The sequence below is a fragment of the Leisingera sp. ANG-DT genome, from assembly GCF_000813785.1.
Taxonomy (GTDB): Bacteria; Pseudomonadota; Alphaproteobacteria; order Rhodobacterales; family Rhodobacteraceae; genus Leisingera.
The window spans coordinates 25149-51658 of record NZ_JWLE01000026.1 but is presented as its reverse complement, the minus strand read 5'-3'; the positions used below and the strand labels follow the sequence as shown (position 1 = coordinate 51658).

Sequence of the window (26510 nt, the reverse complement as noted above, 5' to 3'; positions counted from 1 at the left end):
ATTCACCCCGGAGTATTTGCCCAAAGGTGAAAGAGCCGGGTCGGCCGCAGCCTCAGCCTCTCAGCCGCAGGGCCGCGCGCGCTGGATCAACCGGCGCGCCATCCGCATCCATCAGCCCCACCCGCAGCGGCGCACCGCTCTCCCGGTCCACCACCCCGACCGGTGCCGCGCTGCCGGTGACATGCGCCTCCCCCCATTGCGCCAGCGCCAGAAAGGTCAGCGCCAATCCGCGCCCGGCTTCGGTCAGCACATAGGCCTGGCGCACCCGGTCGCCCGCCTCCTGATAGGGCTGCTTCTCCAGCACCCCGCGCGCCACCAGGCTGTTCAGCCGGTCCGTCAGCGTCGAGCGCGGCGCCTTCAGGTCTTCGCGCATGTCGTCATAGCGGCACACCCCATAAAACGCCTCCCGCAGGATCAAGAGCGTCCAGCGGTCGCCGAGGATTTCGGCGGCCAGCGCCATCGGGCACTGCTCCTTGGGCACCAGGGCGCGGCGGCGGACGGCGGGCAGGGTTTCACGGGAATCAGAAGCTGGGTTTGACATGCGGACCCAGATAGGGGATTTCTACCTGAGTTCAAAATTTAGACTCAGATTCGCATTCGAAAGGACAGCCCCGATGACCCAGCAGCGCCCGGTGGACCGCGACGATACGCTCGAAGACTTCGAGCCGCGCCGAATCACCCTCAACGATGCGGAGAAAACCGTGCATGTGTCCGGCAACGGCCCGGCGGTTATCGTGATGGCGGAAATGCCCGGGATCAGCCCGCATGTGGCCCGCTTTGCCCGCTGGGTGCGTGATGCAGGCTTCACTGTCTACATGCCCTCGCTGTTCGGCAAGGACGGCGCCGTGGCCACCGCAGAGGACGGCGCAGAGGTGTTCCGCCGCGCCTGCGTCAGCGCCGAATTCCGCGCCTTTGCGGGCAATGGCGCCAGCCCGGTCACCCAGTGGCTGCGGGCGCTGGCACGGCTTGCGCATGAGGAATGCGGCGGTCCCGGCACCGGTGCCATCGGCATGTGCTTCACCGGCAACTTTGCGCTGTCGATGATGCTGGAGCCCGCCATGCTTGCTCCGGTTCTGGCGCAGCCCTCTCTGCCGCTGGACAACCCGGCGGGTGTCGAAAGCCCGCCAGAGGAACTGGCCGCCGTGCGTGAGCGGCTGGAGCGCGAGGACCTCACGGTGCTGGCCTACCGGTTTCAGGGTGACGACTTCTGCCAGGCACAGCGCTTTGCCGCCTATGCGGAGGCCTTAGGCGACCGCTTTGACGCCCGCACCCTGCCCGACAGCGCCGCCGCTGCCGAAGTGCCGCCGTTCTTTGCCAAACACGTCCCCACCCCGCACAGCGTGGTCACCGCGCATTTGGTGGATGAGGCAGGCAGCCCGACCCTGACCGCACGGGATGAGATCCTGGCATTCTTCAGGCAACGGCTAACAGCAGGCAGCTGATCTAACGGGCGGCGGCGCTGCCTCGCCCGCCGCCTCAGCGCTCCAGGCTTTCAAACCAGTCCAGCGCCATAGTGCTCCATCCCTTGGGCAGGCCATGGCCGCCCTTGTGCAGGATCAGCTCAAGCCCGCCGGCTTCACAGTCCCAGCGCTTGCGCCAGATGCCATCTTCGATCTGATGGTCAGCAGCATTTCTGCGGCAGCTGTTTTCGCGCCGCCACAGCTGCAGACCTTCCCAGATGTCAGCCTGTATGATCTCGGCCACCGAGCCCTGAATTACCCGGCCTTCCAGCGGCACCACCTTGTCGGTAAACCCGTGAATGTGCAGCAGCTTCACCGGCCCCTTGCAGTCCCGTACCATTGGCAGCCAGAAGCCGCCGGAAACCGGAACATAGGCGGCTGCGAACTCCGGCATCTGGCAGGCCGCATCCCAGACCATAGAGCCGCCGCGGGAAAAACCGCTCAGCAGCAGCTGGTCCGGCTCTACCCCGGCACGCTCCGTGGCATCCGCCAGTACATCGCGCAGGAATACCAGGTCACGGCGCGGATAGGTGTTCCAGCCGTCACGCACCGACCAGTCGGCGGGTTTGCCCTCTGCCCAAGGCAGCCCGCTGGGGGCAATCACCGCATAGCCGCGACGGCTGAAAGCCCCCACCAGCCCGGTATTGGCAATCACCTTGGCACCGCTGCTGCCGTAGCCATGCAGGAACATCACTGCCGGCCCGCCCTGCCAGCCCTCCGGCAAAGCCAAGTGGTAGTCACCGCCATCTATCGGGCATGGCGTCTCCCCGCCGCACGGCGCGGCCTCTTCCGCTGCTCCTGTTGGCGCGGCCAGCAGCCCCGCTATCAGCAGCATCCATATCCGGCTCAGCATCTGCGCCCCTCCCCCATACGGTACAGAACCGAGGCTAGCACAATCCGCAGGCGCTGCAGCTGACAGGAACAAGAAAAAGGCCGCCCGTTCTGGGCGGCCGCTGCAAAATGTCTTACTTAAATTCCCTGGACCACCGGTCCGCAGCAGGGCGCGCACCCCCGATGGCGCGCCTAGCCGCGGAAGCGGCCCAGAAGCCGGGAGGCCAGTGCACCAGAGGCCGGACGTTCCCGCGCCAGGAGCTTGCCAGCCAGCCACCCCCGGCTGGCAGGCGCCTCGGCATAGTCGGGATGCTCCACCACTTCCGCGGTCAGCACCTGACGGACAGCGGCCAGAATTTCCGCGTCGCTCGGCTCTGCGGCCTGGCTGTTCACGGCTTCCCCGATCTCTGGCTGATAACACTGTTGCATCTGGCACCTCCACGGTCTGCGGCTCTGGCTGGCGGCCCCCCTGGCCGGCTCCTATCACCTGAAATCAGGTTACCGCATTCCTGACGCGACGGGGCCATTTTGTGTAAAATTAGTTAAAATCCTGAGCCGAAGCAGGGGTTTTCCGGGACAGTCGTTCGGCCAGCCGCCTATTGTTGCCAGAGGCTGGAAAATACGCAGTCTCACTGCTTTCAAGGCCTCGCTTTCCGGACCAGCCATACGGCCCGGAACAGCCGAATTGATTCTCTTTTGAACAAAAAGACCGCCCCGAAGGGCGGCCTTTCGTAACAGTGCGGCAAGCAGCCTCAGACGGCTTTCTTGCGGCTTTCCTCCAGGTAGATCTCGCGCAGACGCTTGGCGATCGGACCGGGGATGCCGTCGCCGAGCTGCACGCCGTCGATCTCGACCACCGGCATCACAAAGGCGCTGGCGGAGGTGGTGAAGGCCTCATCCGCCTCCTTGGCTTCCTCGATGGTGAACAGACGCTCCTCGATCTCCATCTGAGCCTCTGCCGCCAGACGCAGCACCGCGGCGCGGGTGATGCCGTGCAGGATATCATTGGACAGCGGCCGGGTCACGATCTTGCCGTTCTTGACGTAATAGGCGTTGTTGGAGGTTCCCTCGGTCACATAGCCGTCCTCGATCAGCCAGGCATCATCGCAGCCTGCCTTCTTGGCCATCATCTTGCCCATCGACGGGTACAGCAGCTGCACGGTCTTGATGTCGCGGCGGCCCCAGCGGATGTCCTCGATCGAGATGATCTTGGCGCCCTTTTGCGCCGCCGGGCTGTCAGCCAGACCCGGCTTGTTCTGGGTGAACAGCACGAGGCTCGGCGGAGTGTCTTCGGACGGGAACACAAAGTCGCGGTCGCCATCAGAGCCGCGGGAAACCTGCAGGTAAACCAGCCCTTCTTCGATGCCGTTCAGCTCCACCAGCTTGCGGTGGATCTCCAAGAGCTCCTCCTTGGAGCAGGGCGACGCCATGTCCAGCTCTTTCAGCGAGCGGTCCAGGCGCACGGCGTGGCCTTCAAAGTCGATCAGCTTGCCGTCGAGGACCGAAGTCACCTCATAAACCGCATCGGCAAACAGGAAGCCGCGGTCAAAGATCGATACCTTGGCTTCACCCTCGGGCAGGTATTCGCCATTCACATAAACGGTACGGGTCATCTTGGTCTCCTCAACCCCAAAGTGCCGGTTTCGGCGGGTGCACGCCCTCGGCATCAAACAACAATGGTTCCTCGCGGTCTTCGGCCAGAAGCAGCGGACCGTCAAGATCCGTAACCGCCGCACCCTGCGCCACAAGCGTCGCAGGCGCCATCGCCAGCGAAGATCCGACCATGCAGCCGACCATCACCTGGTAGCCCTCGGCCAAGGCCTGCGCGCGCAGTTTCAGCGCCTCGGTCAGGCCGCCGGTCTTGTCCAGCTTGATATTGACCACGTCATATTTGCCCTTGAGCTTGGGCAGGCTCTCGCGGTCATGGCAGCTTTCGTCGGCGCAGACCGGCACCGGGCGCTCCATTCCGATCAGCGCCTCGTCCTCACCCGCGGGCAAGGGCTGCTCTACCAGTTCCACGCCGAGGCGCACCAAATGCGGCGCCAGTTCGGCATAGACTTCTGCCGACCAGCCCTCGTTGGCGTCAATGATGATCTTGGCGTCCGGCGCACCGGCGCGGACCGCTTCCAGGCGGGGCATGTCGTCCGGGGTGCCGAGTTTGATCTTCAACAGCGGCCGGTGAGCGTTCTCTGCCGCCTGCGCTTGCATCTTTTCGGGCGTATCCAGCGAAAGGGTGTAAGCGGTGATCTCAGGCCCCGGCGCTGGCAAGCCTGCCAGTTCCCAGACGCGCTTACCGGCCTGTTTCGCCTCCAGATCCCACAGCGCGCAGTCAACCGCGTTGCGGGCGGCACCGGCGGGCAGCAGCGATTGCAGTTCTTCGCGGGTGAAATCGGCAGGCAGCCCTTCGATCTCTGCAGTCACGCTCTCCAGCGTCTCGTTATAGCGGGCATAGGGTACGCATTCGCCCCAGCCGGTGACGCCGTCCTTTTCCACCCGCACGGTCAGCACCTTGGCCTCGGTGCGCGAGCCGCGAGAGATGGTGAAGACCTGCGCCAGTTTGAAGACGTCCGGGGTGACGGTGATGTTCATGAAACTGCCCTTTCCTGCGGCCCTGCGCGCACCGCGGCGGGCCTTGGCACGATGCCCTTCATCCGGGGCACCTGCTCTTTCATCTTGCCAAAAAATACTCCCGCCGGAGGCTTCCCAGGCTGCGCCTGAGCACCTCCGGCGGGGGCTGTTAGATCAGACCGCGGCCAGCGCGTCCACCAGGCGTCCGGCGCCGTGGCGGTAGGGGTCGACGGCGGGCAGGCCCATGCGCTCTTCGACCTCGGCCAGGTACTTCACCGCCTCATCCTCGGACAGGTGCTGGGTGTTCACCGAGATGCCCACGATCTGGCAGGCCGGGTTGGCGCGCTGTGCCAGCGGCAGGGCGACGTCGCGCAACTCTTCCAGGGTCGGCACGTCATATTCCGGCAGGCCGCGCATATGGGTGCGGGTCGGCTCGTGGCACAGGATCAGCGCATCCGGCTGGCCGCCGTGCACCAGCGCCATGGTCACGCCCGAGTAGGAGACGTGGAACAGCGAGCCCTGGCCTTCGATCAGGTCCCAGTGGTCGTCGTCGTTGTCCGGGGTCAGATACTCGATGGAGCCCGCCATGAAGTCGGCGATGACCGCGTCCAGCGGCACGCCGTGGCCGGTGATCAGGATGCCGGTCTGGCCAGTGGCGCGGAAAGTCGACTTCATGCCGCGCTCGCGCATCTCGTTGTCCATCGCCATTGCGGTGTACATCTTGCCGACCGAGCAGTCGGTGCCAACCGCCAGGCAGCGCTTGCCGCTGCGCGGCTTGCCGTTGGCAATCGGGTAGCCGACGGTGGGCACGCGCACGTCGTGCAGGGTGCCGCCGTGGGTCTGGGCCGCGGCCACCAGGTCGCCTTCGTCGCGCAGCAGGTTGTGCAGGCCGGAGGCCAGGTCATAGCCCATTTCCAGCGCTTCGATCAGAACTGCCTTCCAAGCGTCGGAAATCACGCCGCCGCGGTTGGCAACACCAATCACCAGCGTCTTGGCGCCGGCTTCCTTGGCCTCGGCCAGGGTCATCTCCTTCAAGCCCAGGTCGGCACCGCAGCCCGGCAGGGAGATCTGGCCGACGGCGTGGTCGGGGCGCCAGTCACGGATGCCGATGGCAACCTTGGCAGCCAGCATATCGGGCACGTCGCCCAGGAACAGCAGATAAGGGGTTTCGATCATGGCGGGTTTCCTCTTCACTCTTGCCGGTGAGTTTGCGGAGATTCCCGCACAAGTTCATGCCTAATCCGCTGCGCAGCGCGCCTGGAGCGCAAGATTATCCGTCACTTTTGTCAATTTGCCGAAGATTCCCGCGGTATGTCACCATTGCTGACATTATTTTCCTCCTCCAGCCAAGATTCGGCCTGAAGCACCCCGGTTTGGGGCGCTCCAAGCACCGCTATGGCCTGCTGGGAGCCGGTTTCCTCTGGCGCATCGGCCTGCGTCCGCCGCAGCGCAGCAACCCCCGCGACCATAAAACACAGGGCTGCAAGCAGGATCAGCAATCCATTTCCGTCAGCAATGCTGACCATATTTGGGGCCGCCAGCGTGCCGCCAAACTGGCCGACGTTCAAAAGGAACACCATCGCGCCGCTGGCCGGCACGATCTGGGAGGGTTTCAGCTGGTCGTTGGCATGGGCAGAGCAGACCGCGTACATCGGCAGGCTGGCGCCCGCGAGCACCGCAAAGCCGATCACCAGCGCCTGCGGTGTGGGGGTCGCCAGCATCCACAGGCAGGCCGCGGCGCCGATGACGCCGAGCCCCATCAGCACCAGCCGCCGGTCGGTCTTGTCGCTGATCCAGCCGACCGGGTACTGCACCACTGCCCCCACGACCATCGCCACCACCAGCGCACCAGAGGCCTCTGCCGGGCTCATGCCGCGCGACAGCGCATACAGCGGCAGCGCGATGAACCAGCCCGCCACGGCGGTCGCGCTGACCAGGTTTCCCAGCACCGCCATCGGCGACACTTGATACAGCCTGCGCACCGGCATCCGGTCCGGCACTTGATACTCCGGAGCTTTGATGCCCGACAGCAGCAGCGGCACGATCGACAGCGAGATCAGGATCGACACCGCCCCGAACAGCAAATTGCCGCCAGGGTCCGGCAGAGCCACCAGCGCGGTGCCGATGGCCGGGCCTGCCATCCAGATCATGAAGTAGATCGACAGGATCTGCGCCCGGTTCTTGTTTTCCGATTTTGCCTGCAGCCAGCTTTCGGTGATCACATACATGCCGGGATAACAGACCCCGGCCAGGAACCGCATCGCCGACCAGGAATAGGGGTCGGAGGTCAGCAGATGCAGGATCGCCGAGATCGACACCAGCGAGGCAAGCGCCGAAAACGCCCGGATATGGCCCACCTTGGCCACCATCCCCGGCGCCATCACCGTGCCCAGCAGGGCGCCAGCCGGATAGGCCGCCTGCATGATCGAAATGGTGAGGTCGGAGAAGCCAAGCCCCGCGCCCCGGATTGTCAGCAGAGTGACCAGAAGCCCGTTGGCCACCATCAGCATCAGCATGCCCAGAAACAGGGCCCAGTTTTCAATAAATGCACGTTTCATGCCCGGGTGCTCGCACGGGTGCCCGTCGGGTGCGCGTCTGTTTGCGGCAATGTTTCCGGCGCCGCATCGCAGCGGCACTTTCTGCATGTGCAAAATTTCCTTGCACACGCTCACGCAACTTTCTAACACTTCACCCCAGCAGAATTGAAACGTCATTACTCGGAGGATTGCCCCATGAGCTTCCGCATCCAGCCCGCCGCCCCGGCGCGCCCCAACCGTTGCCAGCTGTTCGGCCCCGGCTCCAAAGTGAAGCTGTTCGAGAAGATGGCGGCCTCGGCGGCAGATGTCATCAACCTCGACCTGGAGGATTCGGTGGCGCCGGATGACAAGGATCAGGCCCGCGCCAATGTGATCGAGGCGATCAACAGCGTGGACTGGGGCAAAAAATATCTGTCGGTGCGGATCAACGGGCTCGACACGCCGTACTGGTACCGCGACGTGGTGGACATTCTGGAGCAGGCCGGTGACCGACTGGACCAGATCATGATCCCCAAGGTGGGCTGCGCCGAGGATGTCTATGCGGTGGATGCGCTGGTCACTGCGATTGAGCGCGCCAAGGGCCGCACCAAGCCGGTCTCCTTTGAGGTGATCATCGAATCCGCGGCAGGCATCGCCCATGCTGAAGACATTGCCAAATCCTCCCCCCGCCTGCAGGCGATGAGCCTCGGGGCTGCGGATTTCGCCGCCTCGATGGGGATGCAGACCACCGGCATCGGCGGCACCCAGGAGAACTACTACATGATCCGCGAGGGCCAGAAGCACTGGTCCGACCCCTGGCACTGGGCGCAGGCAGCGATCGTCGCGGCCTGCCGCACCCATGGCATCCTGCCGGTGGACGGGCCGTTTGGCGACTTCTCCGACGAGGACGGCTATATTGCGCAGGCGAAACGCTCCGCGACGCTGGGGATGGTCGGCAAATGGGCCATCCACCCCAGCCAGATCGCGCTGGCCAACCAGGTGTTCACCCCGTCGGATGAGGCTGTGGCGGAAGCCCGCGAAATCCTGGCGGCGATGGAAGAGGCCAAGGCCTCCGGTGCTGGCGCCACGGTTTACAAGGGCCGTCTGGTCGACATCGCCTCGATCAAGCAGGCAGAGGTGATTGTGGCGCAGGCCGAACTGATCGCGGGCAGCTGACGCCGGTCCGTGATTGAAGGTTTCGAGGGCGTCCCCAAGGGGCGCCCTTTTTTAGTTGGAGGAAGAGATGCCGGATTTGACCTTGCTGCATACGGCTGAGGTGCATGTCGAAACCTTTCGCGCGCTGGCGCCTGAAGCGGCGCTGGATCAGCAGGTGCGCCCCGACTGGCTGGAGCGGGCACAGGGCGGGATTGATGCGGGCCTGAAGGCAGAGATTGCCGCGGCGGTCGCGGCGGCGGACGGGCCGGTCTTGTGCACCTGCACCACCCTTGGCCCGGCGGCGGAGGACGCGGGCGCCATCCGCATCGACTGGCCGATGATGCAGGAGGCGGCGCGCACCGGCGGACCGGTGCTGATGGCCTATTGCCTGGAGAGCACTGCCGAACCTTCGGAAGCGTTGCTGCGCCGCGCCTTCGGGGCGCGTGACCCGGAGCTTACCTGCCTTGAGCTGGGCCGGCACTGGCCGCTGTTCGAGGCCGGAGAAGGAGCGGGTTTTGCAGCTGCCATCGCAGAGGATGTGGCCGAGGCCCTGGCGGCAATGGATTTTGGCTGTGTGGTGCTGGCGCAGGCCTCGATGGCCGGGGCGGCTGAGCTGCTGCGAGAGCAGACACGGGTGCCGGTGCTTGCCTCTCCGGAGATTGCAGTGCGGGCTTTGCTCGCGGAGCATAAGGCAGGCGCCTGACCTAGGAGAGGCGAGCAGCGGCATGGCATGCGGTTTTCCCGGCCAAGGCCCCTGCCCCGCCGGTGTGCCTGATCCGTTTTTGCCTGTATCCATTATCTGCTTCAGCGAAGGCGTTATGGACTGGCGGCGCCGCCAGAATGGCGGAGATGGACGGGCGTATCCGCCCGCGTGCTAAACGTTGTCTCTGCACGGCCCCGCTGCCAGGCAGGGGTCCGGTTCCAAAGATGCCGGGGAGCCAAGCCCCGGCGGGTGATCGCGACCGGGAGCAAGACTGCCAAAAGCGGCTTAAGATCCGGTGAGAGCAGCGTACGCAGGGTGCGCAACACCTGCAGCCGCGCGCCGGTGGATACCGTAGTGCAGTGAGTATTTGGGGAAAGATGAAGCGCATCAGCCTTTCATCTTTCCCCAAATACTCAAAATCCAGCCTCAGCCAAAGTTCACGCCCGCAGGTCCTTGGGCGAGCCCATCACCACATAGGTGGTGATCGCGGTGACATAAGGTGAAGTGCCGAGGATATCGGTGTGGAACTTCTTGTAGCTTGGCAGATCGGCGCATTCGACTCGCAGCAGGTATTCGATTGTGCCGGTGATATTGTGGCACTCCACCACCTCCGGTGCCGTCTCCATGGCACGCTCAAACGCCTCTTGCGCCTCCTTGGTGTGCTCGCCCAGACCGACGCCGATATAGGTGGCAAAACCCACCCCCAGCTTCTGCCGGTCCAGAACCGCGCGGTAGCCGGTGATGACGCCTGCGCGCTCCAGCTCCTGCACCCGGCGCAGGCAGGCCGAGGGCGACAGGCCCACCCGCTCAGCCAGTTCCAGATTGCTGATGCGGCCGTCGCGGGTGAGCTCCTGCAATATCTGCTGGTTTATCTTGTCATTTTTCGCCATTAGTTGTGAAATTACGCGCAAGTAATGGCAGAACGCAATTTCATTTGGCGCGTTTGGCGCAATGATTTTGCGCATGACCTATGAACTCCTCACCGCGCTTGCGCTCTTCGCCTTTGTCTCCTCGATCACTCCGGGGCCAAACAACCTGATGCTGATGGCCTCGGGCGCCAATTTCGGCTTCCGCCGCACCATCCCGCATATGCTGGGGGTGGCGCTGGGGTTCGTGTTCATGGTGCTGCTGGTCGGCGCCGGGCTGGTGCAGGTGTTTGATGCCTTCCCGGTCAGCTACACAGTTCTGAAGGCGGTTTCGGTTGTGTATCTGCTGTGGCTGGCGTGGAAGATCGCCAATGCGGCACCGGTGCAGGCCAAAGGCGCGGAAGGCCGTCCGATGACGTTTTTGCAGGCGGCGGCGTTTCAATGGGTGAACCCCAAGGCCTGGGCGATGGCCCTGACCGCCATCAGCGCCTACACGCCGGATCAGACGCTGGCGGCAATCCTGCTGGTGGGGGCGATTTTCGGCGCGATCAACCTGCCCTCGGTCGGCTCCTGGACGGTGCTGGGCCAGCAGATGGCGCGGTTCCTGACCAGCCCGCGCCGCCTGGTGCTGTTCAACTGGACCATGGCGGCGCTGCTGGTGGCCTCGCTTTATCCGGTGATCTGGCCGCAATAACGCAAGCAGCACTCCCAGCCTGAAGGGAAGGAGCGCCCGCCCCCGCACAAGAGGACGGGCGCTGCCCGGCCTGATGCCGGGCGGGACGTCATTTCAGGGGCAGGCAGATCTCGGTCAGAAGATCCTCCGGCGCGGTGTCGCGGGGGTTGTTGAGATAGACCTCGTAGCAGGGCTGGTCAGCCGGCTCTTCGTTCGAGGCGGGCAGCCAGTTGCCAAACAGACTGTGATAGGCGGCGTGGATGCCGGAATACGGCCCCTTGTAGGTGAGCACCGCGACGCGGCCGCCGGGCAGGCTTACTTCCTCCATGCCTTCCGGCAGCGCATCGCCGGTGAACTCTCCCCCGGCAAAGCTGCGCAGGTCCGCCTCCGCCACCTCGTCGGGGCTGTCGAAATAGACCCCCAGCACCGCGCCCAGATGCGGCCACAGCTGGCGGGTTTCGCAAATGGCGCCAAAGGCCTCGAAGCTTTTGCCGATTTCATGGTAGGCGCCCTTGTGCGGCAGGCCAGCCAGGCGGCGGGCGGGGTCGGTGCGGGTGATCACATCATACATGGGATAGCTTCCTGTTCTGAGGGCTGGGTTGGGCAGCCGCACCTGGCCGTCGCGGCGAAAGGCTGCCGGGCTGCTGCCGTAAGACTCAGAGAACGCGCGGGAGAAGCTGTTCTGGTTCGGGTAGCCAGCGCGGGCGGCCACCTGCGCGATAGGCATGTCGTCCTTCGCCAGCCAAACCGCGGCCCTATGCAGCCGGATCCGGCGCACCGCCTGGGCGCAGGTTTCGCCCGTCAGGGCGCGGAACACCCGGTGCCAGTGGAACCGCGACATCGCCGCCACGTCCGCCAGCCTGTCCAGCGACAGGTCTCCATCCGTGTTATCATGGATATGGGCCAGAACCCGCAGGATCCGGTCTTCGTAGCTGGCGGCCATTTGCGGCGTCTCCTTCGTGTCTCTCTGCTCTCAGGTGATGGCATAAGCCTAGATCACAAATCTTGCTGAGTTGCATCTTGGCGCAGCTAAGGCCATATAGCTGCAAACCTGCAGAGCAGAGGCAACATGACCCAGTATCTGGAATTCGAAAAACCGCTGGCCGAAATCGAGGGCAAGGCGGAGGAGCTGCGGGCGCTGGCGCGCGCGAATGAGGAAATGGATGTGGCGGATGAGGCCAAGGCGCTGGACGCCAAGGCCGCCCAGCTGCTGCAGGACCTCTACAAGAATCTGACGCCCTGGCGGAAGTGCCAGGTGGCGCGCCATCCGGAGCGCCCGCATTGCAAGGATTACATCGAGGCGCTGTTCACTGAGTACACGCCGCTGGCCGGCGACCGGAACTTTGCCGATGATCTGGCGGTGATGGGAGGCCTTGCGCGCTTCAACGACCAGCCGGTGGTGGTGATCGGCCACGAGAAGGGGTCCGACACCAAATCGCGCATCGAGCGCAACTTCGGCATGGCGCGGCCTGAGGGCTACCGCAAGGCGATCCGGCTGATGGAGATGGCCAGCCGCTTCAAGCTGCCGGTGATCACCCTGGTGGACACTGCCGGCGCCTACCCCGGCAAAGGCGCCGAGGAGCGCGGCCAGTCCGAGGCGATTGCGCGTTCGACCGAGATGTGCCTGAAGATCGGCGTGCCGCTGATCTCAGTCATCATCGGCGAAGGCGGATCCGGCGGTGCGGTGGCCTTTGCCACGGCAAACCGTGTGGCGATGCTGGAGCATTCGATCTATTCGGTGATCTCGCCCGAAGGCTGTGCCTCGATCCTGTGGAAAGACGCCGAGAAGATGCGCGAAGCCGCCGAGGCGCTGCGCCTGACCGCACAAGACCTGAACAAGCTGGGCGTCAACGACCGGATCATCCCGGAACCGCTGGGCGGCGCCCACCGTGACCCGAAGGCGGCGATCAAATCCGTTAGCGGCGCAATCCAGGAGATGCTGGATGAGCTGAAGGACATGGACTCTGCCGCGCTGGTCAAGGACCGGCGCCAGAAGTTCCTCGCCATCGGCTCCAAGGGGCTGGCCGCGTAAGCGCCGGTATCAGCGAAAGACAGATAACCCGGCTGAGAGGCCGGGTTTTTTTGTTGTGCCCGAGAGTTGTGCGTGCGGGCTGAACCAACAGGTTGGTCACGGCCCTGTCAGGTGGAGGCATGGCCTTTCAAGCGGACCGCCAAGGGCATCATCGCGATGACCAGAACCGCCGCGAACAGGAAGGGCGCGCCCGGTAGATAGCGGCCATCCGCATCGACGGAGGCCTGAAACAGAGAGGTCATCGCAAGCGGCGACAGGATTGCAGCCACCGAAGACAGCGACGCAATCACGCCCTGCACCACGCCCTGACGGTCCTCATCTGTCTGGTTGGAAGCCATGGCCGTCATCAGGGCCGGCACCAGGTCCGAAAGAGCAGCAAGCACAAGGAACACCGTCAATCCTGCAATAGATCCGGTGAAGCCAAAGCCGATCATGCCAATCAGGGCAGACGCCATCCCGAGCATCAGGGTGGGGAAATCCCCGAACCACCTGATGAGGTTGGGCAGCAGCCCGCCCTGAACCAGCGCCAGTAGCACGCCGTAGGCTGCCAGTGACAGGCCGATGTAGAGAGTCGGCCAGCCGAACACTTCGCGGGTCCAGAAGGCCCAGATCGTCGGGTAGACCATATTGGCAAACTCGAACATGAAGATGCACAGCAGCGGCACTGCAAGGCCCGGCAGGCGGAAGGCATCGAAGATCGACTTGAAGGGATTGAGGTCGCGCTTGCCGAAGGGGCGGCGCTTGTCCGGTGCCAGGCTTTCGGGCAGCACGAGTATCCCGAACAGTGCGTTGGCCGCCGACAAGCCTGCCGCGATCCAGAACGGCGCCGCGAGGCTGATCTCCGCGGCGAGACCGCCGATTGCCGGACCCAGCACGAAGCCGATCCCGAAAGCCGCGCCGATGAGGCCGAAGTTCGCCGCCTTTTCCTGGGGTGAGGAAATGTCGGCAATATAGGCGGTTGCGGTGATGTAGGTTGCACCGGCGAGCCCCGCGAGCGTGCGCCCGAGCAGCAGCAGCCAGAAGCTGCCGGCAAGCGCCATGATCACATAATCCAGTGCCAGCATGGCAAGCGCAGCAATCAGCACCGGCCTGCGCCCGGCCGAGTCAGAGATGCTGCCGACAACGGGGCCGCACAGAAACAGCGCACCTGAATAGGCGGCCATCAGCAGCCCGCCCCAAAACGCCCCCTGCCCGGTTCCGCCCGCTCCGACCCGGTTCATCAGGTCCGGCATGATCGGGAACACAATGCCGATGCCGATGGCATCAATCATCAGCGTGATCAGAATGAAGGTAATGGCACGGTTCTTGAACATACTGCCCTATCGGACGGGGACCGGGCAAAAGCAAGTCTTGTGAAAGCTGCGGCCAGCGGCCCTGTTGCCGAAACCAGGAGACCAGCCTCAGGGCAGCTCCCCTGCCCGCATCCTGGCCTCAGTTCCGGGCCGGTCGGCCTCGATCTTGTCCAGGAAACCGGTCATGGCGTGGGCGGCGGGGTTGTGGCGACCGCTCCACAGGGCAATCTCGATCAGCACCGGCGCTAGGCCGCGGCCCTTTTCTGTCAGCGCATAAACGTAACTGCGGCCATTGTCCGGATCCTTGGCCTTGGTGACGATGCCCGCCTCTTCCAGCTGCTTCAGCCGCTGCGCCAGGATGTTGGTGGAGATCCCCTCCCACCCTGCCAGCAACTCGCCATAGGTGCGCGCGCCCTTCACCGCCATGTCGCGGATCACCAGAAGGCTCCAGCGGTCCCCGAAAATGTCCAGCGCATAGGCGACGGGACAGCCGGAGTCGTATTTGCTGCGCGATTGGGTCATACAGCCTGCCTAAAGTTTTCACTTGCAAAGTGCAAGCACTCATGCGAGCCATTGAATCACTTGCAAAACGCAAGCAATCAGGAGTGACCATGAATAAGACACCAACGAACGCGGAATCCCGCGAACGATCGCAGCTGTCCCGCCGCCAGTTGCTGGCCGCCTCAGCGGGCGCGCTGCTGCTGCCCTCCCTTCCCAAAGCACAGGAAACTGCCATGACCCCCAAAGCCTTTGTCTATACCGAAGTTGCCATCTCCGTGCCGTTTGGCCAGGCGCCCTGGCAGCAGATCAACGAGCAGATCCGGCAGCAGCCGGGGTTCCTGAACAAGACCTGGCTGTCGGGCCACGGCAACAACTCGCTGGGCGGTTTCTATGGTTTTGACAGCATTGAAAACGCACGCGAATTCGTGACCGGTTATTTCCCGTCAGAGCCGCGCGTCTTTGGCGTCGCGCATAACACTCGGGTGTTTGATGCAGAGGTGACCGAAGCCGCCAGCCGCGACATGGGCGCGGTGCATTACGGCGGCCCGGCAGCAGCCCCCGGCGCCTTTGTCTATACCGAGCTGCAACTGTCGGTCCCGTTTGAAGACGCGCCCTGGCAGGCCCGCAACAAGGCGCTGAAGATGCTGCCGGGGCTGCAGAACAAGGTCTGGCTGAGCGGGCTGCAGACACAGACGCTAGGCGGGTTCGATGCCTTCGCCACGCTGGATCAGGCGCTGGATTTTGCGGTGAAAATGTTCCCGGAAACGGCCGCAGAGCTGGGCTGTGCCTTCTATACACGGGTGTTTGACGCGGCGCTGACGGAGACCGCCAGCCGGGCGATGAATTCACCCTACTACAGCCCGGCCGCCTGACGCCCGGCCGGGTTCACAACAGCCGCCCCTGTCAGAGGTCCTTCTCAGCAAGGCTGCTGCGGATTCGTTCCGCAGCCAGGGCCGCACGTTTACCGGCCAGACCCGTGCCAGCGAGGGAGTCCAGAGCCGCCAAGGCCGGCTCAGCCGCTGCGCCAATACTGCCGAGGGCATTGGCGGCCTCCTTGCGCACAAAGGCGGAGGGGCTGTCCAGAAGCGCGGTCAGCTCCGGCACCGCCGGGGCTGCCGCAGCGCCGAACAAGCCCAGCGCCCGCGCCGCCTGGCGCTGGGTGCTGGCATCGGACAGCGACAGTTCCGCCCTCAGGCTGGCGACTGTTGTGCCCGGCGGCAGCGCCGCCAGCCGCAGCCCGTCTGACAGCCGCCGGTTCAAGTGCTGGCTGGCGCCGGTCCAGCGCAGGATGAAGAAATAGTCCTGCACCGCGGCCGGCAGCGAGGCGGTGCTGCCGCCGCTGTGCCAGCGCTCCACCATTTCACGCGCAGCCCGAAGATCCCCCTGCAACGCCAGCACAGAGGCCGCAACCGGCATCAGCTCGCTGGCATGCGGGTTGCGGTCCAACTCCGCCTGCAGCACGTCGGCGGCCTGCAGCAGATCATCCATTGCAAAAAGGGCTGCCGCCTCGAACAGCGCGTAGTGGCTGGGATGCTTGGGATCAAGCCGCATGGCGGCGCGGACAAAGGCCAGCCCCTGTTCCGGCTCACCCGCGGCAATCAGCGCCCAGCCCATTGTCAGATGAGCCTCAGGATCGCTGGGCTGGAGGGCAATCGCTTTGGCCGCTTCCTGCCGGGCCTCGATGGTGCCGCGGCTGCCGCCATAGACCCCCTCCCAGTCCGGCAGGTTCAAGAGCACCATCGCCCGGATCACGTGCCGGAGCGGCGTGTCGTGCCGGACAGCTTCGCGCAGGTGTTTGTAGAACTGGCCGATGTGCGTCTGGCCGGTGGCCGGGGTGTAGCCCCGCCAGTGGTGCAGGATATGCGGGCGCAGATGCGCCATTGCCAGGACAGCCCAGGCGCGGCCATAGCCCGGATCCAGCACCACCGCCTGTTCGAAATGCGGGATTGCGGCCAGATTGTCCTGCTCGTTGAACCGCGCGTACAGTTCCCAGCCCTGCTGGAAGGCTTCGCGCGCGGCGATAGTGGCGGTGTCCTGCTGTTCGATGCCGCTGCGCTCTTCAGCGTCCAAGGACAGGCCAAGCGCCTGGGCGATGGCCAGAGCGATGCGGTCCTGGAGCGCGAAGACATCCTCCAGCGGGCCATCGAACCGCTCTGCCCAGACCAGCTGGCCGCTGGCCGTGTCGGTCAGACGCACAGTGGCCCGGAACGCCGCGCCGGTGCGGCGCAGACTGCCGTCGACCACATAGCGCACGCCCAGCTCCTCGGCGAACTGGGCGGGACTGATCTGCTGATCCTGATAGGCAAAGGAGCTGTTGCCGGAGATCACGAACAGGCCGGAAATCCGCGACAGGTCGGTGATCAGGTCCTCAGAAAAACCATCCGCCAGCATCGCGTTGCCGCTGTCACCGGTGGTGTCGGCAAGCGGCAGCACCGCAATGGAGGGCAGGTCCGGCAGCGGGAAGGCCATCCGCGCCGCCACCGCCTGGTCCGGGTTGGGCTGCCAGGGTGCAATCCACAATACCGCTACTGCTGCAGCGGCGGCGAGAAGGCCGGCCCCTGCGGCCAGCCGGGAGCGAGAGGCCTTGGGCCCGGATGCCGGCCGCGGCGCCTGCCCGGCCTTTTGGACCCGGTAAGCCTCCACCGGCTCCGGTATATTCTTGACCTTTTGCGGGCCCATCGGGATGTAGTCCGCAGCGATGCTTTTGCGGGCATAGCTGGCCACAGCCTGCGAGGCGGTGATGCCACCCGGCTCTGCCAGGGCTTCCAGCCGGGCCGCCACATTGACGCCGTCGCCCAGGATGTCCCCGCCGTTGGAGATGACGTCGCCCACGTTGAGGCCGATGCGCAGCAGGATGGCGCGGTCCGCTGCCACGCCGGCATTGCGGGCCTGCAGCCTGTCCTGGATGCTGAGAGCCGCGCGCAGGGCATCAACGGCGCTGCGGAACTCGATCAGGAAACTGTCACCCGCGGTATTGGCGATACGGCCGCCGTGCTGCTCTGTCAGCGGCTCGACCACCTCGCTGCGGATGGCGCGAAGGGCGGCAACCGTGCCTTCTTCATCCGCGGCGGTCAGCCGGGAATAGCCCGCCACATCAGCAGCCAGGATCGCTGCCAGGCGGCGATTTGAAGGGCTTTTCATAGGCTTGGAGTGTACCAGTTCACCCGCAGCCTGGGAACCGGTTTCACAGACCGGCTTAGCTTGCCAGCAGCCGCAGGCCCTGGGTGACGTCGGAGCGCACCGCCAGCCGCAGGCCAGGCTCATCCCCCGCCTTGAGTGCGGCGATGATCAGACGGTGGTTCTGCGGCGGATCGGTGCGGCGCAACCGGCCATAGAGAGCACGCATCGTGGGCCCCAGCTGCAGCCAGACGGTTTCCGCCATCGCAAGCATCGCGGGCGCCTGGGCGCGCAGGTAGAGTGTGCGGTGAAACTCCAGATTGGTGCGGATGTAACCGACCGCATCGCGTTTCGAGACCATCTCAGCGACGTTGGAATTGATCGTCTGCAGCCGGTCGATCAGCGCCATGTGCGCGCGCGGCAGGGCGCGGCTGGCCAGTTCCACCTCCAGCAATGCGCGCAGGGCAGCCAGTTCCTCGATCCGTTCGTTTGTCAGCTCCGGCGTCGTCACCCTGCCTGAGGAAGACAGAAACAGTGCACCCTCGGCAGCCAGGCGTCGCACCGCTTCGCGGGCGGGTGTCATCGAAACGCCGAATTCACCGCCGATTCCGCGCAGGGTCAGCGCGGCGCCGGGGGTGATCTCGCCATGCATGATGCGAGTGCGCAGGGCGCGGTAAACACGGTCATGAGCGGGCGCTGAGGCGGCTTCCTGGGCGGGGCGGACAGTCTGGTTCATACCATTCATGTGATCACAAATCCCGCTGCGGTCAACCGCGCAAATTGCGCGCGTCAGGGGCGGCCCGCAAGTCCGGCCAGGCTGAGACCGGTGCGCAGCGCCCGCCGCGGGGCCGCGGCAGAATAGGGAAAGGCTGCTGCCGCCTGATCCAGCGTCAGCGGCGCGCCTTTGAGCCCGGCGCAGGCGGCGGCGGCCTCGTCAAAACTGCCCAGTGCAGCCAGGCTGGCGCAGAGCAGCACCCGCGCCTGCTGCGCCGCAGGCTCCAGCGCCAGGGCCTCGGCCGCCGCCGCTGCGGCTTCCGCGTCCTGCCCGGCCGCAAGGTGCATCGAGGACTGCAGTGTCAGGGCCATTGGCTGCGACAGCGGATCCAGTTGGCGGACAAGGCCGAGAACTTTTTGAGCGCCGCTCCCTTGTCCGGTCAGATGAAGCAGCCAGGCACGCAGCAGCTGACCTTGAGCGTCGTTGGGGTAGGCCTCAGCCGATTGTTCGGCCAGCCGCAAGGCTGCGTCGGGTTCACCGGCAAACTGCGCCGCCAGCGCCCGCAGTTGCAGGACGCCAGCCTGTGGCGGCAATCCGGCCGCGATCTGCGCCGCCTCTGCCGCGCGCTGCGGCAGTGCGGCCACCGGGCCGGTCAGCATATCGAGGTGCCAAAGCGCCGCCAGCGCCTGTGCTTCCGGCCAATCCGGAGCCATCTGCAGCGCCCTGCGCAGGGCCAGCTCCGCCCCGCTGCGACTGCCTTGCTCCCTCAGGCTGCGGGCGGCCAGCAGCTGCACCACCGCGTCGTCAGGCACTTCCGGGCGGACAGGCTCCGGCAAGGGTTTTCCGAAGTAACGGACAATGTTTGCCGCAAGCTGCGGGGCCAGTGGCGCCGCAGCTGCCAGCCGCTGCGGCGGCAGAATGCTGAGCGGTTTTGCCCCGGCCTCGCCGCCGCTGCCAGCCGCTGCCTGCAGGATCTCTAATCGCACCCCGTCATGGAGGGTGCCGGGCAAATGGCCCGTGACCACGAAATCCGCCCCCAAGAGCGCCGCAGCCTCGCCCGGCAGCAGACCTGCAGCGGCACGGCTGCTGGACGGCGCAATAATGCGGACATCGCTGGCGGCAGCCAGGCTGCGGGTCACGTCCTGCGACAGCATCCGCGCGGTTTCCGGCTGCAACGTCTCGGCTGTGAAAGGCAGCACCGCAATCACCGGGCGGCCCTCAAATGCCGCGGCAGCGGGCTGACCGGGCACGGGTGCGGCGCTGCCCTGGCGGCCCGCTTGCTGCCAGCCCCAGATCCCGGCCACAGCTGTGGCCGCCCCCAGGCAGCCTGCCAGCAGCAGCACCGCGGGGCGCATGCCGGCGCGCTGCGCAGGCGCGGGCGGCCTGGGCGGCTGGGTGCTGCGGCGCAAGGACGGCAGCGAGGTCAGTTCTTCTCCAAGGACAAAGACCTGCACCGGATCGGGAATATTCTTAACCTCATGCAGACCGAAATCCTCGAAGTCGTAGGGAATGCGGTTGCGGACTTGGTCATAGGCGGCGGCCGACAGCGCCACCCCGCCGGGCTGCGCCAGGCTTTCGAGCCGGGCAGCGATGTTCACCTCGTCGCCGAAAACGTCGCCCTGGGCGATTAGCACCTCGCCCAGATTGATGCCGATGCGCAGCTGCAGATGCCGGGTGCGCGCCGCATCCGACTGGATCTGCGCTGCGGCCTCCACAGCCGAGATCACGCTGGGAAACAGCGCCAGCACCCCGTCGCCCATCAGCTTGACGATGCGGCCGCCATGGCTGCGGATGGCGGGCGCAATCAATGTCTGCTGCTGTGCCAGCACCTGGTTCAGGGTGCCGGCCTCGTCCTGGGCCATCATCCGGCTGAAGCCGGAGACATCCAGCATGAAGATGGCGGCAAGGCGTCTTTGCGGCTTGTCTGACACGGGACACGGGCCTTTTGACCGGGAACTGGCAACTGCAACTGGTGTCAGCTTAGCCCGCGCACCCGCCGGCTCAAAGCCCTGATTCTATTCGCCGAAACGGAAGCGGTGCAGGCTGGCGCCGTTTTCGCGCAGCCAGGCGCGCGGTTCCTGCCAGCGGCCGTGGATGCGCTCCACCGTGTCCCAGAAGGCCTGCGAGTGGTTCATTTCCGCCAGATGCGCCACCTCATGGGCGGCGACATAGCGCAGCACCGCGGGCGGTGCCAGGATCAGCCGCCAGGAATACATCAGCCCACCGTCCGCAGTGCAGGACCCCCAGCGGGAGCGGGTGTCGCGCAGGGTCAGGCGGCTGTAGCCCCGGCCCAGCCGGGCAGCGTAGAAATCGGAAGCCTCGGCCAGCCGGTTGCGCGCCAGTTCCTTGAGGTACCGCTGCAAGGGCCGGCCCGGATTGGATCCCGGTACTGCGATTCGGCCGGCATCCAGCTGGATGCGGCGGCCTGGTGCGGGCTCGATTACCCGGTCCTGTCCGTCGATGGGCAGCACCGCGCCATAGACTGCCTCCACCGCGTCAGGGTGTTTTTCCAGGTTGGCCCGGATCCAGTCGGCTTTTTCCTCGGCAAAGGCCAGCGCGGTGCGCTCCGGCAGCCCCTTAGGAAGGGTCAGCGTCACCCGCCCGTCCAGCGAGGAAATCCGCAGGCTGATCCGCCGCGCCCGAGCAGAACGGCGCAGAGTCAGCGGCACTGGCGGGTTCCCGGAGAGATGATAGTCGGCCATGCGCGCGCCCTTTCCAGGCTTTGGCTTTGACAGTGCCCCCCTCATATGGCAAGGCACCGGAATCGTCGATACGACTCACCAGTAAATCAAGGGGATCCACATGCCCAAGGAAGAATGGGGTGTAAAGCGCGTCTGCCCCACCACTGGCAAGCGCTTTTATGACCTGAACAAGGACCCGATCGTCAGCCCCTACACGGGCGAGGTCGTCGAGCTGGATACCGGCAAGACCCGGATGATCGAAGCAGATGCCGAAGATGCGGCCACCCTGAAGGCCAAAGAGAACATGGACGCGGATGACGTGGTCCTGGATGATGACGAAGACGTCGATGTCGATCTGGGAGATGATGTCCTGGATGATGACGATGATGATGACAACGTCTCGCTGGACGACATCGCCGACATGTCGTCGCCGGACGACGATTCCTAAGGCGTTTCAAGCGGTTCGGGGGCGCGGCCTGCTGTCCCCGGACCGTCCGCTTTGACCGGTGGCAAAAAATTTCGGACCCGGTGCATTTTTCCGCTTGCAGCCCGCGCCGCCGTCCCGTAAACGACGCTCACACCGCAAGACGGACCGCACCGGAGACGGAACGGACACTGAAAGCGGACAGGTTTGGGGCCTTAGCTCAGCTGGGAGAGCGCCTGCATGGCATGCAGGAGGTCAGCGGTTCGATCCCGCTAGGCTCCACCAAATCTTCTCTTTTGAACACCTGCGAAGACCGAGCATTGCACTTGTGCCGCGCTGCAATCCACGGCTCCGGACGCTTGGCAACAGCCCCATTGCGCGCGACTGCGCCGGCCGCCCCGTGAGGCAGCCAGGCCATATTGCCATCAGGCTTGAAGCCGCCAGCTGTCTTCCCCTGACAGCGCCTCCTCCTCCCAGGCCGGTTCCGCCGCAGCCGTGTTGGTGCGGAAGGCGCCAAGGGCGCCAGCCATGGCCTGGGCCTCTTTCGAGAGCCCTTGGCTGGAGGATGTAACTTCTTCAAACAGCCCCGCATTGCGCGTGGTGGCATCGTCGAGATTGGCCATCGCCGAGTTGATCTCCTGCAGGCTTCCGGACTGTTCCGAGGAGGCCTGGGAGATTGTTTTCATAAGGTCGGCAGCACTGGCGACGGATTCCGAGATTTCACCGATGGCGGCGCGGGTCTGCTCGACCAGGTCAGCACCCAGTTCGACATTCTGGCTGGCCTCATCGACAAGGGCGGCGATTTCGGTCGCAGCCTCCTTGGACCGGTGTGCCAGGGTGCGGACCTCGGAGGCGACAACGGCAAACCCCTTGCCGACGGAGCCTGCGCGGGCGGCCTCAACGCCGGCATTCAGCGCCAGCAGGTTGGTCTGCTGGGCAATCGCTTCGATCATGCCGATGATGCGGGAGATCTTTTCGGAGCTTTCCTTGATCGCCTCCATGGCGCCATAGGTGCGCTTCACCACATCAATGCTGCCGGTCGCGTTGCGGCGGGCCGCTTCGACAGAAGCGGAGGCCTCACCCGAAGCCTGAGCGGTGCCGGCGATCGACACCGACAGCTGATTCACCGCGGCAGCAGTGCCCGCCAGGGTTTGCGCGGTGCGCTCAGACCGTTCCGACAAGTCGTGGGAGGCGGCAGAAATTTCGGTACTGACACCGGCAATGGACTGACCGTTGGCGCTGAGGCTGCGCACCGAAGCTTCGAGCTTTTCCAGTGCCGCGTTAAAATCGTCCCGCAGCTTGGCGTAGCCCTCGCCCATTTCTTCGCGGATGCGGAAGGTCAGGTCGCCTTGCGACAGCCGCTCCAGCCCGTTGCCGATTGCGGTTACGGCAACGGTCTGTTCCGCCAGACGGGCATTGCGCTCCTCATTGGACGCGGCTTCGACCTCAGCCTTTTCCACCAGACCGTCACGGAACACCGCAAGAGCCATGGCAATGCGGCGGATTTCATCACTGGACCGCTCGTACCCTTTCACCGGGCGCAGGTTGCCTGCCGCCAGGCGCTCTGTCGTGCCGCTGATGTCCGCCAATGGGCGCAGGATCAGGATCCGGGTCAGGATCAAAGCGGCCACGAACACTCCGGCGGAGACTGCAGCCAGGACCTGCAATTGGTGCTGCGCCCCCGTTACATCGGCTGCAAGACCGTTAGCTATTGCGGCGATCTCAAGCTGGCTTTCATTGCCCAGCGCGGTTGCACGGCGGGCAAATTGCAGAACCGCCTCGACCGTGGCCTCAGAAGCTGCGTCCGCTTCCGCCGCGGCCTCCAGCGAGGCGACTTTGAATGCCGGCAGCCCCTGGGAAGGGTCCGCCAGCCCTATCATGCCTTCCAGCTCCGCTGCAAAAACGCCGCCGCCGAATCCGGTATAGCCTTGCAGCGCCGCAGCTGCCTCCTGCAGCGGGACAGCGGCAGCATTGGCGGCTTCGATACCATGCGCGGCCGCCATATCCAGCGCCGCAACCTGGAAAGCGCTGGTCCAGCCGTTGATCTCCAGCAGGCGCAAAAGCACATCAACCTGATTGTCCAGCAGCCCCTGAATGGCAGTGCGGTTGTCGGCGCTGGCCTGGGTGGCGGCGACCGACAGGGTGAACACCATCCGCTCCATCGCCTGGGTCAGCGGCCGGACGCTGGCATTCCGGGCGCTCAGCACCTGTTTGCGGCTTTCCTTCAATTCCTTGCGGCTGGCTGTCAGAGTGTAGCGGAACAGTTCAACCCCCTCCGTCACCTTTTTGGCGCGGAACGCATCGAGGCCCAGCTCTTCAAGGCGGCCCAAAACAGGTTCCAGCCGTTTCAGGGCATCAGTCGCCATCTTCTTGAGCGCGCGCTTGGTTGGCACATCGCGGACATGGCCCAGCGCCAGCGCAGCACCGGACAGAATACTGATGTCAGCACGCGCTTCCAGCAGGGTCTGCAAGCTGCCAAACTGCTGGTCCACCAGATTGTTCAGGACCTCGTCGACCTGGATAATGGTCTCCTCACCGCCATCCATCAGGCTGTCGCGCGCCTCAGCCGCCACTTGAACCAGTTTTTCCTGCACCCCCTGGCTGAGGGTCTGAAGGTCAGCAGTCTGGGTGTCGATCCAGGCCTGATTGCGGAACGCTGCCTGGCGCGCAGCAAGCAGGTTGCTGAGCCGCTCCGAGGACGCTGCCGCCTCAGGGGCGAATTGAGCCTGCTCTTCCGCAGGAAGCTCCGCAACACTGCCCTCAAGGGTGGAAACCGCGGCAGCGGCGGCCTCCTCTGCTGCTGCCAGCTCCTCCACCGAGGCGGCCTGCAGCACGCCAATCATCGCATTCTTGGCCTGGCTTGCAGCATTAACCATGCGGCTGCTGAGTTCCAGTTGCGGTACTTTCTCGCCGGTCAGGACCTCCATCTGGCGGCCGGTCTGGGCAAACACAAGGGTGACAAGAACACCGCCGACTGCCGCCGTCGCGCCCATTGCCATCAGGATCAGCGTGATCTTAGCACCGATGCTGGAAAACAGCCGGAACCTGCGTTTCGCCGGGAGGTCTTTCTTCGAACTCATTCTATCACCCAAGTCTTCAGCCCGCACCCCGGGCACTTCTAGCAGCGCTGGCCCCGCTGAAGTGCAGGGGCCTGCATTTCCCTAAAGAAGGGCCGCAAGACGTAAAGAAAGGGTGAGAATGCGGCGGATATTACCGCGTATTTTAACGACCCGCTTGCGCAGGCCGCCAACATTCGCGCAGCCGCCGCCTCCGGCCAGGGCAGCTCTGGAACGGTTAATCCGGAACGCCGGCCTGCCGCAGGGCGCTGGCCCATTCCTGGCCAGCCGGGCTCATGGCAGCCGGGTTATCGCGCTGGAATTGCGACAGGCAGAATTCCGGCGCTGCCTCCAGCAGCTTTTGGACGGTGCTGCGCGCCTCCGCGTCCTGGCCCGACATCTGCAGCGCAATCGCCTTGGACCGCAACGGCACCGGGAAGGCCTGCTTGGCCTCAAGCGAGCGGTCCGCCAGTTCGATGGCGCGGCCGTAATTGCGCGCCGACAGGTTTGCCAGTGCCGACAACGCATCGAAATAGTAGCATTGCGGCCCCAGCGGCGTCAGGCGCCGGGCGGCATCGGTCATCTGCACGGCTTCGTCCGCCATATCCTGATAGGCCAGCGTTGCGCCCTTGAGCAGCAGCGCCAGCGCCTCGTTCGGGTTATCGCGCAGCGCGAGATCATATGCGTCCAGGGCCTGATCGAAGCGGAAGGTCAGGTGGCTGGAAATCAACCCCTTGAGAGTATGGGCCAAGGAAAACCCCGGCGCGGCCTCAGTCGCGGCATCAGCCATCTGGCAAGCCAGCCGGCTGTCTTCCTCGCGGTTGCGGGACAGCCCGCGTTCGACCCGCATCACATGCCAGAATCCCATCCAGGTCAGCGGCAGCGCGTGGCCAGGCTCACGCTCCAGCAAATGCGACAGGATACCGTAGGCCTGCTGGAATTTCTGCACATCCATTTCCTGCATCAAGGATATGGCGGCCATCAGCAGGGTGTGGCTTTCCAACCCCGCCAGCGGCTTGAAATCGGCCAGCCGCACCGCCTCGCCCGCGGCGGTCTGGCCGATCTGCAAGGTGGCGTTGCGCAGTACAGAGCTGCGGCCCTCCATCAGATTGTCCAGCGAGCCTTCGAACCTGCGTGACCAGATCACCTTTTCCCGCACCGCATCATGCAGGTCGATTTCGGCATGGAAACGGCCCCTGCTGCAAGTGACTGCGCCCGACACCAGATAGTCTGCGCCAGCCACCGAGGAAACCTCCGCCGGGCGCACGGTTGCCGGGTCGAACTGGCGGGAGGCCAAATAGGAGGTGACCGAGAATGCCCAGCTGCGCGACAGGTAGCGCGACAGTTCTTCTGAGATCAGCGAGCCGAGCGGCGCGGTTGCTTCCCCCGGGGACCGGTGCACAAAGGGCAGTACTGCAATGGAAGGCAGCAGCCCATCCAGGATCACCCGGCCCGGCGACGTGCCCCCTTGGGCAGCCGGAACCGCGGGCCTGCGGGAAAGCTCTGTCCGGGCCTCATCCAGCCAGGTATTGAACACAGCTTCATGCGGCAGCTCGAAGCCTTCCATGAAGTCTGCCCCGCCCGCGCGGCTGTCCAGCTCCACCCGGGTCAGGTCCAGAATGACCCGCTCCCGGTTGGCATAGAGCAGCCTGGCCGCCTCCGGTCCAAGGTGCCGCCGCAGCGTCGACAGGGCCGTGCGCAAACTGGCCTTGGCCTGCTCCGGCTGCGCCAGGCACCACAATGTCTTCTCCAGAAAGGCCCTGGTGCGGATACCGCCCTCAGCAGTGGACAGCAAAGCCATCAGAGCCTGATGCTTGGCGCCAAGCTGCACGCCCGCCCCGTCCGCATGGAAAACACCAAAAGCTCCGAACCGGCGAATTTTCAGAAGAACAGTCATCTGCCACCCCACTCCACGCGTGA

At 65.0% G+C, this 26510-nt stretch carries 24 protein-coding genes and 1 tRNA gene; 8 read left to right on the top strand and 17 right to left on the bottom strand.

Going from position 1 to position 26510, the window contains the following annotated elements:
- Positions 1–52: 52 nt before the first annotated feature.
- Positions 53–541, bottom strand: a complete 489-nt coding sequence (locus RA21_RS18160) for a winged helix-turn-helix transcriptional regulator (protein ID WP_241483525.1) — start codon at positions 539–541, stop codon at positions 53–55.
- Between the two features lie 73 nt (positions 542–614).
- Here RA21_RS18160 and RA21_RS18155 point away from each other — a divergent pair, with 73 nt between their 5' ends.
- Positions 615–1442: a dienelactone hydrolase family protein gene (locus tag RA21_RS18155; protein ID WP_039151564.1), complete on the top strand. Its 828-nt coding sequence runs from the start codon at positions 615–617 to the stop codon at positions 1440–1442.
- 34 nt (positions 1443–1476) lie between these two features.
- Here RA21_RS18155 and RA21_RS18150 read toward each other — a convergent pair whose 3' ends face one another.
- From RA21_RS18150 to RA21_RS18125, 6 genes are all read right to left on the bottom strand, one after another.
- Entirely contained in the window at positions 1477–2313 is an 837-nt protein-coding gene (locus RA21_RS18150; protein ID WP_019294969.1) for an alpha/beta hydrolase family esterase, read from the bottom strand.
- A gap of 170 nt (positions 2314–2483) precedes the next feature.
- The gene (locus RA21_RS18145; RefSeq protein ID WP_019294968.1) at positions 2484–2720 is read right to left on the bottom strand and encodes a hypothetical protein; all 237 of its coding nucleotides are present in this window, start codon (positions 2718–2720) and stop codon (positions 2484–2486) included.
- A 323-nt stretch (positions 2721–3043) separates the two neighbouring features.
- Complete coding sequence (locus RA21_RS18140) at positions 3044–3904, bottom strand: D-amino-acid transaminase (protein ID WP_039151562.1); 861 nt, start codon at positions 3902–3904, stop codon at positions 3044–3046.
- A 10-nt stretch (positions 3905–3914) separates the two neighbouring features.
- Positions 3915–4880: an N-acetyl-D-Glu racemase DgcA gene (dgcA, locus tag RA21_RS18135; protein ID WP_039151560.1), complete on the bottom strand. Its 966-nt coding sequence runs from the start codon at positions 4878–4880 to the stop codon at positions 3915–3917.
- A 153-nt stretch (positions 4881–5033) separates the two neighbouring features.
- Entirely contained in the window at positions 5034–6035 is a 1002-nt protein-coding gene (gene dgcN / locus RA21_RS18130; RefSeq protein WP_039151558.1) for an N-acetyltransferase DgcN, read from the bottom strand.
- Positions 6036–6145: 110 nt separating this feature from the next.
- The gene (locus RA21_RS18125; RefSeq protein WP_039151575.1) at positions 6146–7417 is read right to left on the bottom strand and encodes an MFS transporter; all 1272 of its coding nucleotides are present in this window, start codon (positions 7415–7417) and stop codon (positions 6146–6148) included.
- Between the two features lie 174 nt (positions 7418–7591).
- Between RA21_RS18125 and RA21_RS18120 the strand changes: the two genes are divergently transcribed.
- The gene (locus RA21_RS18120; RefSeq protein WP_039151556.1) at positions 7592–8551 is read left to right on the top strand and encodes an L-malyl-CoA/beta-methylmalyl-CoA lyase; all 960 of its coding nucleotides are present in this window, start codon (positions 7592–7594) and stop codon (positions 8549–8551) included.
- A gap of 67 nt (positions 8552–8618) precedes the next feature.
- Positions 8619–9233 carry a hypothetical protein gene (locus tag RA21_RS18115; RefSeq protein ID WP_039151573.1) on the top strand — a complete coding sequence of 205 codons (615 nt, stop codon included), beginning with the start codon at positions 8619–8621 and terminating at the stop codon, positions 9231–9233.
- Positions 9234–9670: 437 nt separating this feature from the next.
- On the opposite strand, the gene RA21_RS18110 is transcribed toward RA21_RS18115, so the two are convergent.
- Positions 9671–10123: an Lrp/AsnC family transcriptional regulator gene (locus tag RA21_RS18110; RefSeq protein ID WP_039151554.1), complete on the bottom strand. Its 453-nt coding sequence runs from the start codon at positions 10121–10123 to the stop codon at positions 9671–9673.
- A gap of 73 nt (positions 10124–10196) precedes the next feature.
- Here RA21_RS18110 and RA21_RS18105 point away from each other — a divergent pair, with 73 nt between their 5' ends.
- Complete coding sequence (locus RA21_RS18105) at positions 10197–10793, top strand: LysE family translocator (RefSeq protein WP_029204689.1); 597 nt, start codon at positions 10197–10199, stop codon at positions 10791–10793.
- Between the two features lie 88 nt (positions 10794–10881).
- Here the strand turns inward: RA21_RS18105 and RA21_RS18100 are convergent, their stop codons facing one another.
- Positions 10882–11715, bottom strand: a complete 834-nt coding sequence (locus tag RA21_RS18100; protein WP_039151552.1) for an AraC family transcriptional regulator — start codon at positions 11713–11715, stop codon at positions 10882–10884.
- 126 nt (positions 11716–11841) lie between these two features.
- Between RA21_RS18100 and RA21_RS18095 the strand changes: the two genes are divergently transcribed.
- Positions 11842–12804, top strand: coding sequence for an acetyl-CoA carboxylase carboxyltransferase subunit alpha (locus tag RA21_RS18095; protein ID WP_019294958.1), 963 nt, complete (start codon positions 11842–11844; stop codon positions 12802–12804).
- Positions 12805–12911: 107 nt separating this feature from the next.
- Here the strand turns inward: RA21_RS18095 and RA21_RS18090 are convergent, their stop codons facing one another.
- Both RA21_RS18090 and RA21_RS18085 read right to left on the bottom strand, forming a co-directional pair.
- Positions 12912–14117, bottom strand: coding sequence for a tetracycline resistance MFS efflux pump (locus RA21_RS18090; protein WP_039151550.1), 1206 nt, complete (start codon positions 14115–14117; stop codon positions 12912–12914).
- Positions 14118–14204: 87 nt separating this feature from the next.
- Positions 14205–14618 carry a winged helix-turn-helix transcriptional regulator gene (locus tag RA21_RS18085; protein WP_019294956.1) on the bottom strand — a complete coding sequence of 138 codons (414 nt, stop codon included), beginning with the start codon at positions 14616–14618 and terminating at the stop codon, positions 14205–14207.
- 89 nt (positions 14619–14707) lie between these two features.
- On the opposite strand from RA21_RS18085, the gene RA21_RS18080 reads away from it, so the two are divergent.
- Entirely contained in the window at positions 14708–15469 is a 762-nt protein-coding gene (locus tag RA21_RS18080) for a YdhR family protein (RefSeq protein WP_039151548.1), read from the top strand.
- A gap of 31 nt (positions 15470–15500) precedes the next feature.
- On the opposite strand, the gene RA21_RS18075 is transcribed toward RA21_RS18080, so the two are convergent.
- From RA21_RS18075 to RA21_RS18060, 4 genes are all read right to left on the bottom strand, one after another.
- Complete coding sequence (locus RA21_RS18075; protein ID WP_039151546.1) at positions 15501–17738, bottom strand: tetratricopeptide repeat protein; 2238 nt, start codon at positions 17736–17738, stop codon at positions 15501–15503.
- A 55-nt stretch (positions 17739–17793) separates the two neighbouring features.
- Positions 17794–18450 carry a GntR family transcriptional regulator gene (locus RA21_RS18070; protein ID WP_019294953.1) on the bottom strand — a complete coding sequence of 219 codons (657 nt, stop codon included), beginning with the start codon at positions 18448–18450 and terminating at the stop codon, positions 17794–17796.
- Positions 18451–18503: 53 nt separating this feature from the next.
- Entirely contained in the window at positions 18504–20360 is a 1857-nt protein-coding gene (locus tag RA21_RS18065) for an adenylate/guanylate cyclase domain-containing protein (RefSeq protein WP_039151544.1), read from the bottom strand.
- Between the two features lie 84 nt (positions 20361–20444).
- Complete coding sequence (locus RA21_RS18060; protein ID WP_039151542.1) at positions 20445–21131, bottom strand: M48 family metallopeptidase; 687 nt, start codon at positions 21129–21131, stop codon at positions 20445–20447.
- 100 nt (positions 21132–21231) lie between these two features.
- On the opposite strand from RA21_RS18060, the gene RA21_RS18055 reads away from it, so the two are divergent.
- A complete protein-coding gene (locus tag RA21_RS18055; RefSeq protein WP_039151541.1) occupies positions 21232–21558 on the top strand; it encodes a TIGR02300 family protein in 327 nt (108 codons plus the stop codon).
- Positions 21559–21743: 185 nt separating this feature from the next.
- Positions 21744–21819, top strand: a tRNA-Ala gene (locus RA21_RS18050).
- Positions 21820–21959: 140 nt separating this feature from the next.
- Here RA21_RS18050 and RA21_RS18045 read toward each other — a convergent pair.
- Positions 21960–24614 carry a methyl-accepting chemotaxis protein gene (locus RA21_RS18045; protein WP_039151539.1) on the bottom strand — a complete coding sequence of 885 codons (2655 nt, stop codon included), beginning with the start codon at positions 24612–24614 and terminating at the stop codon, positions 21960–21962.
- Between the two features lie 214 nt (positions 24615–24828).
- Positions 24829–26487, bottom strand: coding sequence for a transcriptional regulator (locus tag RA21_RS18040; RefSeq protein WP_019294948.1), 1659 nt, complete (start codon positions 26485–26487; stop codon positions 24829–24831).
- Positions 26488–26510: the final 23 nt, after the last annotated feature.

Coding starts and splice junctions, on each gene's coding strand:
- dgcA (WP_039151560.1), bottom strand. CDS start 4,880: ATGAACATCACCGTCACCCCGGACGTCTTCAAACTGGCGCAGGTCTTC.
- RA21_RS18040 (WP_019294948.1), bottom strand. CDS start 26,487: ATGACTGTTCTTCTGAAAATTCGCCGGTTCGGAGCTTTTGGTGTTTTC.
- RA21_RS18110 (WP_039151554.1), bottom strand. CDS start 10,123: ATGGCGAAAAATGACAAGATAAACCAGCAGATATTGCAGGAGCTCACC.
- RA21_RS18045 (WP_039151539.1), bottom strand. CDS start 24,614: ATGAGTTCGAAGAAAGACCTCCCGGCGAAACGCAGGTTCCGGCTGTTT.
- RA21_RS18160 (WP_241483525.1), bottom strand. CDS start 541: ATGTCAAACCCAGCTTCTGATTCCCGTGAAACCCTGCCCGCCGTCCGC.
- RA21_RS18095 (WP_019294958.1), top strand. CDS start 11,842: ATGACCCAGTATCTGGAATTCGAAAAACCGCTGGCCGAAATCGAGGGC.
- RA21_RS18080 (WP_039151548.1), top strand. CDS start 14,708: ATGAATAAGACACCAACGAACGCGGAATCCCGCGAACGATCGCAGCTG.
- RA21_RS18125 (WP_039151575.1), bottom strand. CDS start 7,417: ATGAAACGTGCATTTATTGAAAACTGGGCCCTGTTTCTGGGCATGCTG.
- RA21_RS18060 (WP_039151542.1), bottom strand. CDS start 21,131: ATGGCCGACTATCATCTCTCCGGGAACCCGCCAGTGCCGCTGACTCTG.
- dgcN (WP_039151558.1), bottom strand. CDS start 6,035: ATGATCGAAACCCCTTATCTGCTGTTCCTGGGCGACGTGCCCGATATG.
- RA21_RS18090 (WP_039151550.1), bottom strand. CDS start 14,117: ATGTTCAAGAACCGTGCCATTACCTTCATTCTGATCACGCTGATGATT.
- RA21_RS18075 (WP_039151546.1), bottom strand. CDS start 17,738: ATGAAAAGCCCTTCAAATCGCCGCCTGGCAGCGATCCTGGCTGCTGAT.
- RA21_RS18155 (WP_039151564.1), top strand. CDS start 615: ATGACCCAGCAGCGCCCGGTGGACCGCGACGATACGCTCGAAGACTTC.
- RA21_RS18120 (WP_039151556.1), top strand. CDS start 7,592: ATGAGCTTCCGCATCCAGCCCGCCGCCCCGGCGCGCCCCAACCGTTGC.
- RA21_RS18145 (WP_019294968.1), bottom strand. CDS start 2,720: ATGCAACAGTGTTATCAGCCAGAGATCGGGGAAGCCGTGAACAGCCAG.
- RA21_RS18105 (WP_029204689.1), top strand. CDS start 10,197: ATGACCTATGAACTCCTCACCGCGCTTGCGCTCTTCGCCTTTGTCTCC.
- RA21_RS18115 (WP_039151573.1), top strand. CDS start 8,619: ATGCCGGATTTGACCTTGCTGCATACGGCTGAGGTGCATGTCGAAACC.
- RA21_RS18085 (WP_019294956.1), bottom strand. CDS start 14,618: ATGACCCAATCGCGCAGCAAATACGACTCCGGCTGTCCCGTCGCCTAT.
- RA21_RS18070 (WP_019294953.1), bottom strand. CDS start 18,450: ATGAACCAGACTGTCCGCCCCGCCCAGGAAGCCGCCTCAGCGCCCGCT.
- RA21_RS18140 (WP_039151562.1), bottom strand. CDS start 3,904: ATGACCCGTACCGTTTATGTGAATGGCGAATACCTGCCCGAGGGTGAA.
- RA21_RS18150 (WP_019294969.1), bottom strand. CDS start 2,313: ATGCTGAGCCGGATATGGATGCTGCTGATAGCGGGGCTGCTGGCCGCG.
- RA21_RS18100 (WP_039151552.1), bottom strand. CDS start 11,715: ATGGCCGCCAGCTACGAAGACCGGATCCTGCGGGTTCTGGCCCATATC.
- RA21_RS18055 (WP_039151541.1), top strand. CDS start 21,232: ATGCCCAAGGAAGAATGGGGTGTAAAGCGCGTCTGCCCCACCACTGGC.